The sequence below is a fragment of the Nitrospirillum bahiense genome (assembly GCF_007828025.1).
In the GTDB taxonomy this organism is placed as follows: Bacteria; Pseudomonadota; Alphaproteobacteria; order Azospirillales; family Azospirillaceae; genus Nitrospirillum; species Nitrospirillum amazonense.
On record NZ_VITO01000034.1, the window covers coordinates 40,203 to 59,192 of the forward strand.

An 18,990-nucleotide genomic window follows, 5' to 3' on the forward strand; every position below is an offset into this window, starting at 1 on the left:
AGGACAAGAACCGACAAAAAAGTAAGGTACTCACCTTTTGGTAAGTCATCGTCTCAGCAGCCCCGACCATACCGCCGCCACGGCGGCCAAGGGTGTGGAACAGGCCTTCCGCATGCTGGAGGGACGGTGGAAGCTGCTGATCCTGTTCCACCTGTTCGGCGGCCAATTGCGGCGCTTCTCGGACCTGGAGCGCGCGCTTCCGGACATCTCGCAGAAAATGCTGATCCAGCAGCTGCGCCAGATGGAGGGGGACGGCATTGTGCGCCGCATCGTCCATCACCAGGTGCCGCCCAAGGTTGAATACGGCCTGACGGACTGGGGCCAGGCCCTGTGCCCGGCGCTGGACGCCCTGCTGGCCTGGGCGGAACGGCGCCCGCCGCTGGCCGATTGATCCCGCCCGCCTATAGTCTTTACCGACAGATCACAGGGGGAGGACGCGATGCCCGTCAGGCGTATCCGCAAGCTTGGTCGAGTGCTGGGCTTGGCCCTGCTGGCGGCATCCCTGCCGGCCACGGCGCGGGTGCACGTCGGCTACACCACCCAGGGCCAGTGCGACGGCTTTCCGGCGGTGAACCTGAAGACGGCGCCGGGCCTGTGCGTGGGCCTGGTCGCCAGCCAGCTGGGCTTCACCCGGGGCGTGGCGGTGCTGGGCACCGATGTCTATGTCATCGACCTGGGGGGAGGCTGGCGCCACAACCATGGCCGGCTGCTGCGCCTGAAGGATGGCGGCCGGGCGGCCCCCGAGGTGCTGCTGACCGGCCTGGATGAGCCGCACGCACTGGCGCCGGCGCCCGGGGGGCGCCTGTACATGAGCGTGCTGGGCCGCATCGTCAGCCTGGATCCCAATGCCGCCGAAGTGGCGGCCAGCCTGCGCGACGTGGTCACGGGCCTGCCCAAGGAAGGGCTGCACCCCCTGGCGGCGCTGGCGGTGGCGCCGGACGGGTCGCTGTTCGTCAATGTGGGCTCCGGCACCGACCATTGCGAAGCCCCGGGTGGCAAGAAGGGCGATGACACGCCGCCCCGCGCCGACATCCCCTGCCCTGAAACCGTGGGCGCCACCCCCCGGGGCGTCATCCTGCATGTGACGCCCGGTGCGACACCCGTGAACGTCGCCGGTCTGCAGCCTTATGCCCGGGGCCTGCGCAACGCCGTGGCGCTGGCGGTGCTGGCGGGCAACCAGGTGGTGACCGCCACCAACGCCCGCGACAACATCTCCGACGCCGACCCGGCCTTGGCGGATGAGGATGCGCCACACGATCTCTACCTGATCCTCAAGCAGGGCGCCGATTACGGCTGGCCCTATTGCTATGACCAGGGCGTGCCCAGCCCAGAATATCGCAGCCGTTACAAGGATGCGGACTGCAAGGCCAAGCAGGCGCCCACCCTGCTGCTGCCGCCCCATGCGGCGCCCTTGAGCCTGTTGCCTTATGCCGACGGCCCGCTGCCCGGCCTGGCCGGCACCCTGCTGATGACCCTGCACGGCTATCGCGATACCGGCCATCGCGTGGTGGCCCTGCCCGTCGATGCCCAGGGCCGTCCCACCGGCGCGCTCACGGATGTGATCTCGGGATGGGATGCCGTCACCGGCGACCATCCCCAGGGCGCGCCCGTATCCTTGGCCCGCCTGCCCGACGGCAGCGTGCTGGTGACGGAGGATCACAACGGCACGCTGTTGCGCCTGGCGAAAGGAAGCAAGACGCCGTGATGACCTTCGCCCGCGACGGTGCCGAACGGCACCCCGCCGTGCTGGCGCCGGAAGATCTGGACCGCCTGGCCGCGACGTTGGCGCCTAGACCGTCCAGTCTTCCAGCGTCAATCCGGGTATGTCGTTGAAATCAGCTTGGTTGTTGGTCACCAGTATGGCGCCGACACTAAGGGCGTGGGCCGCGATCATTCGGTCGTAGTCGCGTCCTTTGACCCAGCCGCACAGGGCGATGATGCGGCCATAGGCTTCCGCAGCTGCGGCATCGAAGGGCAATACTGGAATATGAGGCAGAAGGACGTTCAGGCGGGCCAGGCGCAGGCCGGTATGGACCGGATCTTTATAAAGGCCCCGTTGCAGCTCTGCGAGGCTAAGTGCTGAAAGCAGGATGCCGCCGTCATGCTCCGCCAACCGGTTCAACACCGTTTCCCCGCCATCCCGTGCATGGATCGCGATATTGGTATCTATCATATAAGCCAACGACTTAATCCCGCTCAGGCAGCTCAGGAGCCTCCCGCACCTCGATTGCGGGTGGCTTGGGCATGGCCTGCAGCATGGCGACGGCTTCTTTCAGATTTTGCCGCGCCGGGAAGATGGTAATGACGTCGCCGACGCGCGTGATGTGCAACTCCATCCCTAGATCCGGATAGGCCAATTCGGCTGGAATGCGGACGGCTTGGCTGTTGCCGGATTTGAAGATACGGGTGATGGCCATGGGCTTTCGTCCCGAGCGGATCTGAAGCGGAGCAGAAAGTCTGATCCTCGGTATATGGTATGTCAATCCGCGTATATACATTGCGGCCCAGGCTAGGACGCGACCCCAGGCGGCGGCGCTTCGGTTATCCTTTTCCCATACCGAACCCGACTGGAACGATGCCCATGGCCGCGTACAGCTATCGTGATGACCCCTCGGTGCCGGCGTTTCCGGATGACAGGCCCATCATCATTTTCGACGGCCATTGCGTCCTCTGCTCCGGCTTCGCCCAGTTCGTCATGCGCCATGATCGGGGCGGGCGCCTTCGCCTGATGGCGGCGCAGACGCCGGTGGGCGCGGCCCTGTACCGGCACTACGGCCTGGATCCGGTGGATTATCAGACCAACCTGGTGCTGGAGGACGGCCTGGTGCGGGTGAAGTCCGACAGTTCCATCCGTGTGTTCGAGCTCCTGGGATTTCCCTGGTCGCTGATGGCGGCCGGCCGGCTGCTGCCCCGGCGCCTGCGGGACGCGCTGTATGCGATCGTCGCCCGTAACCGCTTGCGCTGGTTCGGCAAACGGGAGGTCTGCTACCTTCCCACCCCGGAACAGCGGGACCGGTTCATCCTCTGATAGGGGACGGGCCTCTGACAGGGGACTGGATCGTCGGGGGGAATGGGGATGCGCGTCCTGGTCATCGGGGCCTATGGGCTGATCGGCGGTTATGTGGTGGCGCGGCTGCTGGCCGAGGGGCACGCCGTCACCGGCGTTGGCCGTGATGTCGCGGCTGCGGCGCGATCGATGCCTCAGGTGCGCTGGGCGCGCCTCGACATGGCTGCGGCAGCGGTGGAAGACTGGCGCCCCCTGCTGTCGGATGTCCAGGCGGTGGTGAACTGCGCCGGCGCCTTGCAGGACGGCCCGCGCGACGACCTGGCGGCGGTGCACCGCGATGGGGTTGCCCGCCTGGCGGCGGCGTGCATACAGGGCGGCGTACGGCGCCTGGTCCACATTTCCGCCGCGGGGGTCGTCGCCGATCGTGGCCTGGGCGCCCAGGGCGACCGCTTCAACGACACCAAGCTGGCAACCGAGACGCTGCTGCGCGCCAGCGGTCTGGATTGGATCATCCTGCGGCCCGGCCTGGTCCTGGCGCCGGCGGCCTATGGCGGCAGCGCCCTGCTGCGCGGCTTGGCCGCCCTTCCCGGCGTGCTGCCCGTGGTCCATGCCGGTGCCACCGTGCAGGTGGTGGCCGCGACCGACGTGGCCTTGGCGGTGGCCAAGGCGGTGCTGCCCGATGCGGCGCCGGGCCGCTCCATCGATCTGGTGCATGACGACGCTGTAACCCTGGCCGATGTGGTGCTCTCCCTGCGGTGCTGGCTGGGCCTGCCGCCCGCCCCCTTGTGGCATGTGCCGGCGGGCATCGCCCGGTTGGCCGCCAGGGGGGCGGACGCCCTGGCCTGGGCCGGTTGGCGCAGCCCCTTGCGCACCGCCACGCTGGACCAGCTGCGCGGCGGCATTGCCGGCGACGGCCGGGCGATGGAACGCGAATTGGCGATCAGGCCCCTGTCGCTGGTGGACATGTTGGCGGCCTACCCGGCCGGCGTGCAGGAGCGCTGGTTCGCCAAAAGTTATTTCTTGAAGCCAGCGATGCTGGCAATGCTGGCGCTTTTTTGGACTCTTTCGGGCGTGATCGGCTTCTGCCGCGGGCCGGAGGCCACCGCCGTTCTGACAATGGTCGGCATGGCGCAGATGCCGGCTACCTTGTTCGTGCTGCTGGGGTCGGCCATCGACTTGGCTCTGGGTGTGGGCGTCGTCTTCCGTCGGCGGGCCAAGGCGGCCCTTCTGGGCATGGTCGCGGTGTCGGGCGCGTACATGGTGGGCGGCACGGTGTGGCGGCCGGATCTGTGGCTGGACCCCATGGGGCCCTTTCTCAAGACCCTGCCGGCGGCGATGCTGGCGCTGGCCGCCTTGGCCCTGCTGGACGAACGCTGATGGATCTCTACACCCTGGTGAAGGTGGCCCACATCATCGGCGCTGCCGTGCTGTTCGGCACCGGCGCCGGCATCGCCTTCTTCATGCTGATGGCCCACCGTACGCGCGACCCCGCCCTGATCGCCCATACCACCCACATCGTGGTGGTGGCCGACACGGTCTTCACGGCATCCGCCGTGGTGGCGCAGCCGCTGACCGGCGGTACGCTGGCCCATCTGGCCGGATTCCCGATATTCAGCGGCTGGATCGGGCTCAGCCTGATCCTGTACGGCGTCACCGGCGCCTTCTGGCTGCCGGTGGTGTGGATACAGATCCGCCTGCGCGATCTGGCGCGGGTGGCGGCACGCGCGGGCCGGCCCTTGCCGCCCGCCTATTTCCGCCTGTTCCGGGTCTGGTTCGTCTTCGGCTTTCCTGCCTTCTTCGCCATGCTGGGCATCATCTGGCTGATGGTCACCAAGCCCACATTCTGACCCCACTCAAAGGACCCCGTTATGATCGCCCAGCTGATCCGCCTGGAAGTCGCCCCCGAACTGCGGGCGCAGGCGCTGGCCCTGCAGCAGGTCAATGTCGAGCAGACGCGGCTGGAGCCGGGCTGCCGCCGTTTCGACTTCGCAGCGGCCAAGGACGAACCCGGCGTCTATTACGTGTGGGAGGTGTTCGAGGATCAGGCCGCCCTGGACGCCCATTACGCCGGCGCCTATTTCCAGGCTTGGCGCACCTGGATGCTGGCCCAGCCGGAAGGCAAGATCGTCCGCACCCGTTTCCCCATCGATCCGCTATGGCTCTGAGGCTCTACTCCCCCGTCCAGCCGCAGCGTTTCAGCGCCGCGCGCAGATGGGCCGGCACGGGGGCCTCGGCACCCACCGGGTCGCGGCTGGGGTAAAGCGGCAGTGTGATTCCGCGGGAATGCAGATGCAGCGGCTGGCCGCCGGGCCCGCCATAGGCCGGGTCGCCCAGCAGGGGACAGCCGACATGGGCCATGTGCACGCGGATCTGGTGGGTGCGGCCGGTGCGGGGGTACAGCTCCACCCAGGTGATGGGGCCGTCCGGCGTCTCCGCGCGGCCGCGCACCCGATAATCGGTGACGCTGGCCTGGCTGTCTGGTGTGCCGTCGGGCACCACCTCCATCTTCCAGCCGTTCTTGTTGGTGCGTTTGAACAGGCTGGCCTCGATATGGCCCTCCTCCGCCGGGGGCGACCCCGCCACCACCGCCCAATAGGTCTTGGATACGCGCCCCTCCTGGAACAGCTTGCCCAGCTTGCGCAGCGCCTTGGGATGCCGGCCCAGGATCAGGCAGCCGCTGGTGTCGCGGTCCAGGCGATGGGCCAGGGTGGGTGCGCGCGGCAGGCCGAAGCGCAGGGCGTCGAAATGGCGTTCCAGGTTGTCGCCGCCACCAGGGCCGGCGTGTACGGGCAGGCCGGCCGGCTTGTCGATGATCAGCATCAGCGCGTCGCGGTACAGCACGCGGGCCTGGATGTCTTCTGGCTTCATGGCGATAGAGTCCTTCAGGGCGCAGCGCGGCGCTCGCCCCAGGCCTTACCCCGTCAGGACCCGCCAATCAAGGTCAGGGGTCGCGCGCCGGGCCCGCCGCCACCTGCTGCACCATGGCGCGGCCGGCGCCCAGGGGGACAGGACCCAGCGGAGAAACCGTGGCGCCCAGCATGCTGCCCAGGACCGGGGCGGCGGCCGGCTGGCGGTTCAGGCCGTGGTGGATGGCGATGTCCAGCACCCAGCTGAGATAGGTGTCGATCATGCCGCCGACATGGAAGGCCGGGCAGCCGGTGAACAGTCGGTCGTGGCCGGTGGTCATGGGAGTGATGCCGTCCAGCCGCAGGTCCAGGCGCCGGTCCGCCCCCTCGCCCACCAGGCGGAAGGGCGACCCCTCATGCGTGGTGGGGTTCACGGCGGAGTCGCCATGGGGATGCAGGTGGGCCGCCTCCAGGAAGGTGACGATCATGCCCAGGCTGCCCGAGGCCAGGGTGGCGATTTCCTTGCGCGAGCGCCACAGCATGGCGCGCCATTCCGCCGGCGGCAGGTCCACACCCAGGTAATAGGCGGCCTCCACCAGGCTCCAGCACACATGCAGGGCGGTGTTGCTGCCGGTCTTGGCGATGCTCAGCACCGAATGGTCGGCGCGTTTGTACAGGGCGGATCCGGCGAAGAAGCGGCGGGCGGCGCGGGCCATGCGGCCGAAGGGGCAGGCGATGGGGGCCTCGGGTGCGCCGCGCGCCTCCAAATCGGCGATCCAGTCGTCCAGTTCCTTGTTCAGGCCCAGGCAGCCGGCGGTGCGCAGCAGGCCGAAACGATGATGCGCGCTCATCCACGTGGGCAGCGCGGCGAAGGGTCCGGAGCCGGTGTCCTTCATCCGCTCCATGGCGCGGGCCAGGGGGCGGCGGAAGTCACGGAACAGGAAAACCAGGTGCATGTTGCCCTTCAGCCGGTCGACATTGTCGCTGCTGAGGGGCAGGTCGGCATGGGCGCGGGCCAGGTAGGCGTCCAGCGCGTCCGGGTCGCCGGCCATGTCCATCATCTCCAGCACCGGCGTCACCGCCAGGCGCTGGATGCCGGCGGCGGCGTGCGCCTCCTGGTACGCCCGGGCGAAGGAGCCGGTGTGCGCCTCCGTCTCCAGCCCAAGGCCGCTGGACACGGGGTCGGTCGAGTTCAGGCCGGAAACAACGCCACCATCCATGATGCAGGCACCCCGCAAATGAAGCCGGGGTTTCCTAAGCACGGGGCGGGCCAGGCATTGATCACAGCAGAATCAATGCACTAATGCGTCATCGGCGAATTTGATGAAAGCCCACTCGGGCAAACCCTGCCGGCTTCCTTGCGAAAAGCAGGCAGGAATTGCCGAATGCATGATCGCACTGACAGCAACGCAATCATGCATTTGGCGTCAGGGCGCCGGTGCCCCCTTCGCGGGCTCGAGCGTCATGCGCCAGCGGGTCGCACCCGGCAGCAGCGGCGTGGCGCGGCCCTGCACCCAGTCCTCATGGCCCTTGTTGTAATAGGGGGAACGGGGGTGGCCGCTCTGGCCAGTGGGCATGTGGAACAGGCCCGTGTCTTCGTGCCCCGGCGACACCACCAGGCGTTCGGAGGCGCCGAAGCTGGGGGCGGTCACGCGCGGCTGGTACAGGTCGCCGGCCACCGGTTCCCCTGGCGGGTCGAGATAGGGGCTGAGCAGCGGCTGGATGTTCGAAATAGGGTGGCGGATGGCAAGGCGGTTGCGGTCGCCCCAGGTGAAATGGGCGATGTCGCCGCCATTCTGCGCGATACGCTCGCGCACGTCCTTCAGCGCGGCGTCGATCAGGGCGTCCCAGCTCTTGTAGCCCGGGGGCACCAGGCCGGCGGGCCGGGCGGTCAGCAGGCGGCGCGCCGGCCCTTCGGCCTGATGGCTGACCAGGTCATTGGCGTGATCGCCGGCGGGCCCCGCCATCGGGGCGGTGTAGGCCTGATACAACCGGTCAACCAAAGCGCTGCGGAAGGTGCGCACCAGGCGGTAGCCTACGGAGGGAATGGCGGCGCGGCCGCCCCAGCTTTCCACCGGCGCCACCAGGTTGGCCAGCGCCTGGTCGCTCGCCCGTTCACTCAGGGCCTGCAACATCAGGCGCTGCCAGAAATCCAGCATGGGTGCGCGGTCATCCAGCTGGATGGCCAATAGGTCCTTTTCTGTGAAGGCGTCCTTGGCCAGCAGATCGTCGCGGATCTGGCCGGCGCGGCCGCCCAGGGCATAATCGCCGAAACCCAGCTTGGCCAGCGCGTCGCCGCCCACCACCCGGGTGTTGGCGGTCCACAGGCGGCCATTCTGGGGATTGGCGATGACTGGCACCTCCGCCGGGGACAGATAGCCGTTCCAGCCGGCCTTGCCGTCGGCCCAGCTGGTCGGCAGGGTGCCGTCGTGGCCGAAGCGGCGGGGCACCAGGCCCACCACGGTCCAGGCCAGGTTGCCCTTGGTGTCGACCACCATCATGTTCTCATTAGGAATGGGCAGGCGGTGGGCGATGGACACCGCCTCCTCCACCGACCCCGCCTGCTCCAGGGCGGCGCCCGCCGTCATCACCTCCGCCCCCACGTCATGGGCCACCCAGCGATAGGCCAGCTTGCGCCCCTGCGCGTCGGTGCCGATCACCGGGCCCCAGTCGCTGTCCTCAATGGTGATGCTGGGGCAGGTCGGCGCGGGGCACAGCACCTGCCGGTGCTTTTCCAGGGTCTTCGGCCCGTCCGGTGTCTTATAGCGGTCGGGATCGCCATCCACCGGTTCCAGGATGACCACGTCGCCGGTGTCGACATAGGCGTCGGTGTAGCCCCAGGCCACGTGCTTGTTGCTGCCCACCACCAACAGCGGGTTGCCCGGCAGGGTGACGCCGACCAGGTCCAGGGTGGGCGTGTCCGATCCGGCGGGTTTGACCACCAGCCGGGCGCGGTACCAGGTATTGGGTGTGCGCAGGCCCAGGTGCATGTCGTTGGCCACCATGGCGGCGCCGGTGCCGGTCAGGGCGCCGCTGACCGCCCAGTTGTTGCTGCCGGGGATCGCCTCGCTGTCAGGGGCCTCGCCGTCGGGAGTCCCGTCCTGCCGCGGCACCGCCTGGCCCATCTTGATGGCGGGGGTGTAGCTGGCCGGCATGGGCGGTTCGGGCAGGGTGCTGCCGTCCAGCGGCGCGTCCAGTTCCGTTCCCTTGGGATACAGGAAGTTGGCCATGAGGGGGCCCAGCTGGTCCATGGCCAGCTCCAGGCGGCGCTCATCCCATCCATCGGAGGACTGCAGGTCGAAATACATGGCGTCCACCACCAGCAGCGTGTCCTCCAGGCTCCAAGGCTGGGGGTGCTGGCGCAGCAGCGCGTACTCGAAGGGGGCGGCCTTCAAGCCATCCAGCCCGGCGTTCACGCCGGCGGTGTAGGCCGCCAGCATGGCGCGCTGCTCGGGACTGGAGCGTTCCACGGCGGCATGGGCGCGGTCGCGGAACCGGTGCACGCGGCGCGGTGTGTCGAACTTGGCGGCCAGCGGGCCGAAGAGGCTGGACAATTCGCCAGCGGCGCTGCGGCGCATCAAATCCATCTGGAAATAGCGCTCCTGGGCGTGCAGGAAGCCCAGGCCGTACATCAGGCTGACGCGGTCGGGGCCCGTCAGGGTGGGCACGCCGTTCTCATCCCGCTCCACCGTCACCGGGCCGCTCAGGCCGGGGATGGTGGCGGTGCCCTCCAGCTGCGGCAGGCTGGCGTTCAGGCTCCATGCCACCCAGCCGCCCAGCCCCGCGACCCCGACCACCACCACGCCAGCGATGCCGCCCAGCCATGCCAGAACCCGGCGCCCGGTGCGGCGGTCGGTCTTCGCTTCCATTCCTGTCCCCATGCCTCAGGCCCTGTTCTCGATGCAGGGCCGCTGGGGCCCGCCGCCCTGGCGGCGGCGCATTCTCATCCAATGTGTCGGCCGATGGCAACAAGTCCAACGGCGTCGCGGGTTTACAGCGGCTCCCCCCGCACCAGGCGCGGCAGCTCGCCGACGATGCCCATGGCATGGCGCATGAACAGCTTCTTCAGCGGCATCAGGGGGGCGGAATTGACCGCCGCCAGGCCTAGGCCACGGGCCACCTTCAAGGGGGTGATATCGTTGGAGAACAGGCGGGTCAGGCCGTCGGTCACGCCCAGCAGGCTGACGTTGTCGAAGCGGCGCCAGCGCTGGTAACGCTCCAGCGTTGCCGCACCGCCGACATCCAGGCCCAGGCGCCAGGCATCGACGATCACCTCCGCCAGGGCTGCCAGGTCGCGCAGGCCCATGTTCAGGCCCTGCCCGGCGATGGGGTGCATGGCGTGGATGGTTTCGCTGATCAGCGCCAGGCGCCGGTCGATATAGCGCTGGGCGTGCTGCCACGACAGGGGGAAGCTGTAGCGCCCGCCGATGGGCCGCACCGCCCCCAGCCAGTCGCCGATGCGGGCCTGCAGCTCGGCGGTGAAGGCCGCCTCGTCCAGGCCCATGTAGTGGGGCACGGCGGCACTCTTGTCCGACCAGACGATGGAGGTGCGGTTGCCGGTCAGGGGCAGCATGGCGAACGGCCCGCTGGGCAGGAACATCTCCACGGCCACGCCGTGGTGGGGGAACTCATGCTCCACCGTCACGGCGATGGCCGTCTGGTCATAGCTGCCGCCGACCAGGGCGATGCCGGCGTCCTTGCGGCACAGGCTGCCCCGCCCATCGGCGCCGACCACCAGGCGGGCACGCACGTGGCGGCCATCCGCCAGGGTGATGGTGGCCATGGTGGGGCCGCGATCGAGGGCCGTCACCTCCACCGGCGCCAGGTGGGTGACGGACGGCAGCTCCGCCAGGCGGGCGAACTGCGCCCGGCGCAGCACGATGTTCTCGACGATGTAGCCGAAGGGCTGGTCGCCCACCTCCCGGTGGTCGTAATGCAGGAAGGTCGGCCGGTTCTGGTCGGTGACGCGGATGTCTAGGATGGGCCCGGCGTCGCCGTTCAGGTGGGCCCACACCCCCGCCCCCTCCAGGATCTTCTTGCTGCCGTGGGAAATGGCGGTGGTGCGGCCGTCGAAGGTGGCGCCCAGCTGGTGGGCCGGGCTATCGCGGTCGATGCACAGCGTGCGCACGCCGGCCGTGCCCAACGCCGCCGCCAGCGACAGGCCGGCCAGGCCGCCGCCCACGATGGCGACGTCAGCGATCAGATCGGTATCGGCGGTGGGCGCGGGCGCTTCGGTGGACATCGGCGATGCCTCAGGGGCAGGGGGGCAGGGGCAAGTAAATAGGGGAACGCGGGAAACCAGGGCGCAGCATCGCGAGCCCACCGGCGCTTGTCCAGTGCCACGCTCATGCCCTTTAACCAAGCCTGGATTGCCTATAATTTATGCAATTGCCCCCACTTGGTGGGCGGTAAGCCATATTTGGCATCATCCTTTGGCAGGCTGTGCGTCAAAAAGCGGCGGCGGCACGGCGGATTACCGCCCCGCCGCCCTCTACGCGCACCCCCTTTCGGGTTAGACGCGACAATCTTGTGAATACGGCACGCTTCTTGAAGAACCGGGCGCCCAACAGGCCCGCCGACCGGCGCCGCCTACCCTACACGGGGGTTCTCCGGAGCCCCGGCCTTCGAGGACTGCCGATGAAGCTCGTGGTGGCGGTGTTGAAACCGTTCAAGCTGGATGAAGTGCGTGAGGCCTTGGCGGACATGGGGCATCTGGGCGTGACGGTCAGCGAGGTGCGGGGCTGTGGCCGGCAGCAGGGCCGGACGGAGATTTACCGGGGGGCGGAATACGCCATGAACTTCCTGCCCAAGGTGAAGATCGAGGTGGCGGTGCCCGACGACCAGATGGAAAGCGTGGTCGAGGCGATACAGGCCACGGCCAACACCGGCCGCATCGGCGACGGCAAAATCTTCGTCATGACAATCGCCGACGCGGTGCGCATCCGCACGGGCGAGCGGGGCCAGCCCGCCCTATGAATATGCAGTGACGCAATGGGACGCCCCTGGGGACGCCCCCGGTCCGCTTTTCATCGGGTTTCTAAGCATTTAGGGGCAAATCCACGGATTCTAAGGCGCTTTCCGGGCCGGGGTCGGGGACGCCGAAACGCTGTGGGCCTTGTGGGGGCGGGGCCCGGCGGCTAATATCGGGCCATCTTCCCGATATGTCCGGACACGATTTTTCCCATGGAACTGGCGGCCGACCCCCGGCTTTCCGTCACGACGCACCCGGTTGTTGGGGGCCCGAGCGTGGGGCCGTCCCTGAACGCCCGCCTGGGCGGGCTGTCGGACTATCCCTTCACCCGGCTGGCCGCGCTGCTGGCTGACGTGACGCCGCGCAGCAACACCACCCCGCTGATGCTGTCCATCGGCGAGCCGCAGCACGAACCGCCGGCCCTGCTGGCGCAGGCGCTGGCCGCGGCCCCCCTGGCCGATTGGGGCAAATATCCGCCTACCATCGGAACGGCCCCCTTCCGCGCCGCCGTGCACGGCTGGCTCTGCCGCCGCTATGGCCTGCCGGCCAGCTTCGTGGACGTGGATAAGGGCATTTTGCCCGCCACGGGCACGCGTGAGGCGTTGTTCCAGGTGGCCTTGCTGGCCACGCCGCAGCGGAAAGACGGTCGCCAGCCCGCGGTGCTGATCCCCAACCCCTTCTACGCCGTGTACGAGGGGGCCGCCGCGCTGGCGGGGGCGGAGCCGGTGTTCATGCCGGCCACCCGCGAAACCGGCTTCCTGCCCGACCTGGATGCCCTGGCGCCCGACCTGTTGGCCCGCACGGCGCTGATGTACCTGTGCACGCCCAGCAACCCGCAGGGGGCGGTGGCGGATCTGGCGTACCTGAAGAAGGCCATCACCCTGGCCCGTGCCTACGGCTTCGTCCTGGCCCTGGACGAATGCTATGCCGAGATCTGGGACAAGGCCCCGCCCCCCGGCGGGTTCGAGGCGGCATTGTCCCTGGAAAACGATGGGGCCGGCCAGGGGCAAGCGGGCCAGGGAACTGCTAACCTGCTGGTGTTCAACTCCCTGTCCAAGCGGTCCAGCGCCGCCGGGCTTAGGTCTGGCTTCATCGCCGGCGATCCCGCCCTGATCCAGGCCTTCACCCGCCTGCGCAGCTACGCCCTGGCTGGCAACGCCCTGCCGGCGCTGGCCGCGGCCGCCGCGCTGTGGGGCGATGACGCGCACGTGGAGGAGAACCGGCGCCTCTACCGCCAGAAGATCGATGCGGCGGAAGCGGCGCTGAAGGGCCGCTACGGCTTCTACCGGCCGGCCGGCGGCTTCTTTCTTTGGCTGGAGGTGGGCGACGGTGAGGCCGCGACCCGCCGGCTGTGGGGGGAGGCGGGCCTGCGCGTACTGCCCGGCGCGTACTTCACGCGATCGGAACCGGACGGCGGCAACGCCGGCCACCCCTATATCCGCGTGGCCCTGGTGCACGACACCGAAACGGTGGCCCGCGCCTGCGAGACGATAGCCCGGGTGCTGGGATGACCAGCACCCGGCGCATCCGGTTTTCGGCCTGACATAAAGTTGCCTGATACCGTGTTTACTTCCTGGAAGCGGCCCGCCGCCCGAATGGGCAACGGCACCGATTCCGACATTTGACTCACGCCCGTAAGTTTTCAGGAACGAGCGACGGCCCATGACGACCCGCCTTGCCTCCACCCCCGGTTCCCGGGGCAACCGCGATCCCTTGTCCTCTGGCCCCGCGCCCACCGGCCCGGGCAAGCGCCGGCGGGGCAGCCTTCTGCCCGAAGGCGCCTCGCAGTTCCTGATGCGCCGCGCCACCGAGGTGGGCGGCCTGTGTGTGGTGCTGCTGGCCCTGGCGCTGGCCGCCATCCTGTTCAGCTACGACCCCAACGACCCTTCCTGGAACACGGCCGGCCCCCACACCGCCGTGCACAACGTGGCGGGGGCCTTCGGCTCCTACACCGCCGACGTGCTGGTGCAATCCTTTGGCCTGGCCGCCTATCTGCTGGCGGTCATCATCGCCGGCTGGGGCGTGCGCATCCTGCGCCATGACCCGCCCAGTTTCTGGGCCGGACGCATCGCCGCCGGCCTGTTCGCCATCACCCTGGCGGGCGTCTCGCTGGGCGGTATCTCCGCGCCCTTCGGTGGTGGCGCCGGCGGCAATGCCGGCCGCGTCATCGTCACGCTGGTCGATCGTTTCATCGCCAGCCATCTGGGGTGGAGCAGCCCGGTGGTGCTGGGCCTGGTCATGGCCTTCGCCACCGTGGCGCTGATCGTCGTGGCCCTGGGCGTGCCCTTCTACCAGGCCTTCGCCGCCGTGGGCGCCACCTATGGCCTCGTTCGTCGCGCCGGTCAGTGGCGCCCCGTCCTGAAGCCCAAACCCGCCTCCGTCCGCCGCGCGCCCGAACCGGCCTATGAGCCGGAGGACGAGGCGTATGAGGAGTATGCGGAGGAAACGACCGCCCCCGCCGGCGGCCTGGCCGGGCGCCTGCGCGCCGCCGCCGGCTCCGCGCTGGAGGGCGGCATCGGCGGCCTCAGCGGCATCGCCGGCGGTCTCAAGGGCGGCCTGGCCGATAGGCTCAGGGGCCTGTCGGCGCCCAAGCGGGCTGCGTCGTCGCCCCGCCGGGAACCCGGCTTCGGCGACGGCACGCGCCGCGAACCCAGCCTGTCCATCCCGCCGCTGGATCGCCCCGCCGACCGCGAACCGCCGCGGGACGGAGAGCTGGCGGTCGAGGGCGAGGCCGCCCCCCGCCGCCCCCTGGCGACCGTGGTGCCGCCCAAGGCCAAGCCGGTGGAGATCGCGCGCAAGGCGCCGGCGCCGGTGCAGTCCAGCCTGGACCTGGAACCCGATGGGCCCAGCGAATACGAACTGCCGCCGGTGGACCTGCTGCAGTTGCCCGACCTGTCGGTGCGCAGCCCGGGCGTGAACGAGGAAGGCCTGCGCCAGAACGCCCAGCTGCTGGAGGGCGTGCTGGACGATTTCGGCGTGAAGGGTGAGATCGGCAAGGTCCACCCCGGCCCCGTCGTCACCCTCTATGAACTGGAACCGGCGCCGGGCACCAAATCGTCCCGCGTCATCGGCCTGGCCGACGACATCGCCCGGTCCATGAGCGCCGTGTCCGTCCGCGTGGCGGTCGTGCCGGGCCGCAACGTCATCGGCGTGGAACTGCCCAACGCCAAGCGTGAGACCGTCTACCTGCGCGAACTGCTGGAGGCGGAGACCTACGACCGCAGCCAGCACAAGCTGGCCCTGGTGCTGGGCAAGGATATCGGCGGCCAGCCGGTGATCGCCGATCTCGCCCGCATGCCCCACCTGCTGGTGGCCGGCACCACCGGCTCGGGCAAGTCGGTGGCCATCAACACCATGATCCTGTCGCTGCTCTACCGGCTGCCGCCGGAGAAATGCCGCTTCATCATGGTGGATCCCAAGATGCTGGAACTGTCCATCTACGAGGGCATCCCCCACCTGCTGGCGCCGGTGGTGACCGACCCGAAGAAGGCGGTGGTGGCCCTGAAGTGGACGGTGCGGGAGATGGAGGACCGCTACCGCGCCATGTCCAAACTGGGTGTGCGCAACATCGACGGCTACAACATGCGCCTGCGCGAAGCGCGCCAGAACGGCGAGACGCTGACCCGCCGCATCCAGACGGGCTTCGACCCCGACACCGGCAAGCCGGTGTTCGAGGACCAGCCCATCGACCTGACGGAACTGCCCTACATCGTCGTCATCGTCGACGAGATGGCTGACCTGATGCTGGTGGCCGGCAAGGACATCGAGGCCGCCATCCAGCGCCTGGCCCAGATGGCCCGCGCCGCCGGCATTCACATCATCATGGCGACGCAGCGCCCCTCGGTGGACGTCATCACCGGCACCATCAAGGCCAACTTCCCCACCCGCATCAGCTTCCAGGTGACCTCGAAGATCGACAGCCGCACCATCCTGGGCGAACAGGGTGCCGAACAGCTGCTGGGCCAGGGCGATATGCTCTACATGGCCGGCGGCGGCCGCATCACCCGCGTCCATGGCCCCTTCGTTCGCGACCAGGAGGTGGAGGACGTGGTGAAGTTCCTGAAGGCCCAGGGTGAGCCCAACTACGTCGATGCGGTGACGGAGGAAGACGACGCCAGCCCCTTCGATGACGATGGCGGGTCGGGCGGCGGTGGCGCCGGCGGCAACAGCAGCTCGGGCGACGACCTTTACGACCAGGCGGTGGCCGTGGTCTGCCGCGAGGGCAAGGCCAGCACCAGCTTCATCCAGCGCCACCTGCGCATCGGCTACAACAGCGCCGCCCGCCTGATCGAGCGCATGGAGCAGGAGGGCGTGGTCAGCCGCGCCAACCATGTCGGCAAGCGCGAGGTGCTGGCGCGCAACATCGATGACCATGAGCGCGTGAACTAAGGTGGCGGCTGGGGTGTACGCGCGACGTACGCCCCCGCCCCTTCCGGGCCGATTTTCCAACACATTGTTATCGCCACCAAAATTCCGCCTTAAAGCGCGGTCTATCCTGAAGGCACCATGATCCGCCGCACCGCCCTCGCCGCCCTCATCGCGCTCGCCTCCGTCGCTCCCCTGGCCCTTCCCGGGATCGCCGCCGCCAAGCCGCCCACCCAGTTCACCGATGAGGACAAGGCCAAGCTGACGCAGGTGGAGACCTACCTGAACGGCATCCAGACGCTGAAGTCGCAGTTCCAGCAGGTGAACCCCGACGGCAGCCTGGTGCGCGGCACTTTCCAGCTGAAGCGGCCGGGCAAGATGCGGATCGACTATGATCCGCCCAACAAGAACTTCATCGTGGCCGATGGCCATTTCGTCTATTTCTGGGACGCCGAGTCCAAGGAACAGTCGAACGCCCCCATCGGCAGCACCATGGCCGACTTCATCCTGCGGCCCGATCTGCACCTGTCCGGTGACGTCACCGTCACCTCCATGGACGACAGCGCCGGCGTGCTGGAGGTGACGCTGGTCCAGACCAAGGATCCCGGCCTGGGCCGCCTGACCCTGATGTTCCAGGAGCAGCCCTTCGGCCTGAAGAAGTGGCGGGTGCTGGATGCCCAGGGGACCACCACCGAGGTGGCGCTGCTGGATCCGCAGACGGGTGTCAGCCTGGACGACAACCAGTTCTATTTCCGCGATCCCAGCCGCCGCAAGGAACGCGACTGACATCAGCGGCACGGGATGTTGGTTCGTGCCACTGTAGCCCGCGACTGCGGGCGCCGGATATTTCCGGGAAGCCGAAGGCGGACTGGAAATCGAGGATGAGGCAAGGACGCGGATGCGTCCGCCCGCCGCGTGAGGGGGCATTTGACCGGTCACGATCAAATGCCATTCGCATAAGGCCGCGCCGGCGGCCCTGAAGCAAAGGAGGGTTCAGCGATGACCAGCCTTCCCCGTACTGGATTGCCCATCGTCGGTGTTTCCGCCGACTACCGCACCCTGGGGCGCCACCCTTTCCATGTCGTGGGCGACAAGTATGTGCGCGCCGTGTCGGACGGCGCCCACGCCCTGGCCGTGCTGCTGCCGGCCCTGGGTGACCGGTACGACGCGGCGGAGGTGGTGTCCCGCCTGGATGGCCTGCTGTTCACCGGCAGCCCCAGCAACGTGCATCCCGACCGCTACCAGGGCCCGCTGTCGGAGCCCGGCACCCTGCACGACCTGGCGCGCGACGCCACCACCCTGCCCCTGTACCGCGCGGCGCTGAACGCCGACCTCCCCCTGTTCGCCATCTGCCGCGGCCTGCAGGAACTGAACGTGGCCCTGGGCGGCACCCTGCACCAGAAGGTGCAGGAGGTGCCCGGCCTGATGGACCATCGCGATGACGAGAGCCAGCCGCTGGAGGTGCAGTACGGCGGCGCCCACGCCGTGGACCTGACCCCTGATGGCCTGATGGCCCGCATCACCGGGCGCGAGCGCATGACCGTCAACTCCCTGCACCAGCAGGGCATAGACCGCCTGGCCCCCGGCCTGGTGGTGGAAGCCACGGCCCCCGACGGCCTGATCGAGGCCGTGCGGGTCGAGGGCGCCACCTTCGCCCTGGCCGTGCAATGGCACCCCGAGTGGCGCTTCTGGGAAGACCCGGCCTCCGTCGCCCTGTTCAAGGCCTTCGGCGACGCCGTGCGCATGCGGGCTGCCACCCGCAAGGCCTGAGTTCCGCACTTGTTCCAGTCATGAGTGACGGGTACACCCTGTGTTCCCCCCGTCGTTCAAGAGGTCGCCTTGCGCATCGTCACCTGGAACATCAATTCGGTGCGGCTGCGCCTGGACATGGTCTTGCGCTTGGTCGACGACTACGGCCCCGACGTCCTCTGCCTGCAGGAAACCAAGGTCATCGACGACGCCTTCCCCCTGAAGGCGCTGGCGGACCGGGGCTATGTCCACGCCCATGTCCGGGGGATGAAAAGCTATAACGGTGTCGCCATCCTCTCCCGCCTGCCCCTGTCCGGCACGGGCGGCACGCTGTGGTGCGAGCGGCAGGACTGCCGCCATGTGCAGGCGGACCTGCCGGGCGGCATCGAGTTGCACAATTTCTACATCCCCGCCGGCGGCGACATCCCCGACCCCGACCTGAATGACAAGTTCCGGCACAAGCTGCGCTTCCTGGATGAGCTGATCGCCTGGGGCGAGGCGCTGGAGGACAGGCAGAAGCCCCGCATCCTGGTGGGCGACCTGAACATCGCCCCGCTGGAAAACGACGTCTGGTCACACCGCGCCCTGCTGAACGTCATCTCCCACACCCCCATCGAGGTGGAGAAGATGGACGCCATGATGCGGGCGGGGGAGTGGGTGGACGCGGTGCGCCATTTCCTGCCGGCCACGGAGAAGCTCTATACTTGGTGGTCCTACCGCTCCGCCGACTGGGGCCTGTCCGATCGCGGCCGCCGCCTGGACCACATCTGGGTCACGCCAACCCTGGTGCCCCGGCTGCTGGGCTATACCGTACTGCGCGAGGCGCGCGGCTGGGGCCCCAAGCCATCGGACCATGTGCCGGTGATGATCGATCTGGATATCTGAGGCGGCATAAAACGGCCATAGGCCGCGACTGCGTCCGCCGGAGCTTTCCGGGAAACGAAGTGGACTGGAAAGCGAGCGACTGTCTTTGCGGTCAAGCGGTTTTGGGGTCCCATGGCTTTTGATCCCGGATGATGGCATTGAGGATGGTGAGCAGCTTTCTGGCGACG

Annotated in this window: 18 protein-coding genes; 12 read left to right on the top strand and 6 right to left on the bottom strand. The window is 68.6% G+C overall.

Features of this window, described 5'->3' with window-relative positions; genetic code table 11:
• Positions 1-37 precede the first annotated feature (37 nt).
• Entirely contained in the window at positions 38-391 is a 354-nt protein-coding gene (locus FBZ88_RS29150) for a winged helix-turn-helix transcriptional regulator (protein ID WP_246138908.1), read from the top strand.
• A gap of 48 nt (positions 392-439) precedes the next feature.
• Positions 440-1,705, top strand: a complete 1,266-nt coding sequence (locus FBZ88_RS29155; RefSeq protein ID WP_145620494.1) for a PQQ-dependent sugar dehydrogenase — start codon at positions 440-442, stop codon at positions 1,703-1,705.
• 84 nt (positions 1,706-1,789) lie between these two features.
• Here FBZ88_RS29155 and FBZ88_RS29160 read toward each other — a convergent pair whose 3' ends face one another.
• Positions 1,790-2,173: a type II toxin-antitoxin system VapC family toxin gene (locus FBZ88_RS29160; protein WP_246138909.1), complete on the bottom strand. Its 384-nt coding sequence runs from the start codon at positions 2,171-2,173 to the stop codon at positions 1,790-1,792.
• Positions 2,174-2,186: 13 nt separating this feature from the next.
• Positions 2,187-2,417, bottom strand: a complete 231-nt coding sequence (locus FBZ88_RS30440) for an antitoxin (RefSeq protein ID WP_186464656.1) — start codon at positions 2,415-2,417, stop codon at positions 2,187-2,189.
• 164 nt (positions 2,418-2,581) lie between these two features.
• Here FBZ88_RS30440 and FBZ88_RS29170 point away from each other — a divergent pair, with 164 nt between their 5' ends.
• Genes FBZ88_RS29170 through FBZ88_RS29185 form a run of 4 tightly spaced genes read left to right on the top strand, consistent with a single transcriptional unit; the run spans position 2,582 to position 5,172 of the window.
• The gene (locus FBZ88_RS29170) at positions 2,582-3,028 is read left to right on the top strand and encodes a thiol-disulfide oxidoreductase DCC family protein (RefSeq protein WP_211098502.1); all 447 of its coding nucleotides are present in this window, start codon (positions 2,582-2,584) and stop codon (positions 3,026-3,028) included.
• 42 nt (positions 3,029-3,070) lie between these two features.
• Positions 3,071-4,384: an SDR family oxidoreductase gene (locus FBZ88_RS29175; RefSeq protein WP_211102845.1), complete on the top strand. Its 1,314-nt coding sequence runs from the start codon at positions 3,071-3,073 to the stop codon at positions 4,382-4,384.
• Positions 4,384-4,854: a DUF2269 family protein gene (locus FBZ88_RS29180; protein ID WP_145620496.1), complete on the top strand. Its 471-nt coding sequence runs from the start codon at positions 4,384-4,386 to the stop codon at positions 4,852-4,854. Before FBZ88_RS29175 ends, FBZ88_RS29180 begins: the two co-directional genes overlap by 1 nt.
• Before the next feature lie 21 nt (positions 4,855-4,875).
• Complete coding sequence (locus tag FBZ88_RS29185) at positions 4,876-5,172, top strand: putative quinol monooxygenase (RefSeq protein WP_145620497.1); 297 nt, start codon at positions 4,876-4,878, stop codon at positions 5,170-5,172.
• Positions 5,173-5,176: 4 nt separating this feature from the next.
• Here FBZ88_RS29185 and FBZ88_RS29190 read toward each other — a convergent pair whose 3' ends face one another.
• From FBZ88_RS29190 to FBZ88_RS29205, 4 genes are all read right to left on the bottom strand, one after another.
• On the bottom strand, positions 5,177-5,875 hold the full coding sequence (locus FBZ88_RS29190; protein ID WP_145620498.1) for an RluA family pseudouridine synthase: 699 nt from the start codon (positions 5,873-5,875) through the stop codon (positions 5,177-5,179).
• 73 nt (positions 5,876-5,948) lie between these two features.
• Positions 5,949-7,073: a hypothetical protein gene (locus tag FBZ88_RS29195; protein ID WP_145620499.1), complete on the bottom strand. Its 1,125-nt coding sequence runs from the start codon at positions 7,071-7,073 to the stop codon at positions 5,949-5,951.
• Positions 7,074-7,280: 207 nt separating this feature from the next.
• Positions 7,281-9,722 carry a penicillin acylase family protein gene (locus tag FBZ88_RS29200; protein ID WP_186464657.1) on the bottom strand — a complete coding sequence of 814 codons (2,442 nt, stop codon included), beginning with the start codon at positions 9,720-9,722 and terminating at the stop codon, positions 7,281-7,283.
• A gap of 122 nt (positions 9,723-9,844) precedes the next feature.
• Positions 9,845-11,095 carry a UbiH/UbiF/VisC/COQ6 family ubiquinone biosynthesis hydroxylase gene (locus FBZ88_RS29205; protein ID WP_145620501.1) on the bottom strand — a complete coding sequence of 417 codons (1,251 nt, stop codon included), beginning with the start codon at positions 11,093-11,095 and terminating at the stop codon, positions 9,845-9,847.
• A gap of 395 nt (positions 11,096-11,490) precedes the next feature.
• On the opposite strand from FBZ88_RS29205, the gene FBZ88_RS29210 reads away from it, so the two are divergent.
• The 6 genes from FBZ88_RS29210 (at position 11,491) to xth (ending at position 18,823) form a co-directional block, all read left to right on the top strand.
• Positions 11,491-11,829, top strand: a complete 339-nt coding sequence (locus FBZ88_RS29210; RefSeq protein WP_004272636.1) for a P-II family nitrogen regulator — start codon at positions 11,491-11,493, stop codon at positions 11,827-11,829.
• Between the two features lie 207 nt (positions 11,830-12,036).
• The gene (locus FBZ88_RS29215; RefSeq protein ID WP_145620502.1) at positions 12,037-13,335 is read left to right on the top strand and encodes an aminotransferase class I/II-fold pyridoxal phosphate-dependent enzyme; all 1,299 of its coding nucleotides are present in this window, start codon (positions 12,037-12,039) and stop codon (positions 13,333-13,335) included.
• A 151-nt stretch (positions 13,336-13,486) separates the two neighbouring features.
• On the top strand, positions 13,487-16,213 hold the full coding sequence (locus tag FBZ88_RS29220) for a DNA translocase FtsK (protein ID WP_145620504.1): 2,727 nt from the start codon (positions 13,487-13,489) through the stop codon (positions 16,211-16,213).
• A 117-nt stretch (positions 16,214-16,330) separates the two neighbouring features.
• Complete coding sequence (locus FBZ88_RS29225) at positions 16,331-16,975, top strand: LolA family protein (RefSeq protein ID WP_040844077.1); 645 nt, start codon at positions 16,331-16,333, stop codon at positions 16,973-16,975.
• A 213-nt stretch (positions 16,976-17,188) separates the two neighbouring features.
• Positions 17,189-17,959, top strand: a complete 771-nt coding sequence (locus tag FBZ88_RS29230) for a gamma-glutamyl-gamma-aminobutyrate hydrolase family protein (protein ID WP_145620505.1) — start codon at positions 17,189-17,191, stop codon at positions 17,957-17,959.
• A 69-nt stretch (positions 17,960-18,028) separates the two neighbouring features.
• Positions 18,029-18,823: an exodeoxyribonuclease III gene (gene xth / locus FBZ88_RS29235; RefSeq protein WP_145620506.1), complete on the top strand. Its 795-nt coding sequence runs from the start codon at positions 18,029-18,031 to the stop codon at positions 18,821-18,823.
• The last annotated feature ends 167 nt before the right edge of the window (positions 18,824-18,990 follow it).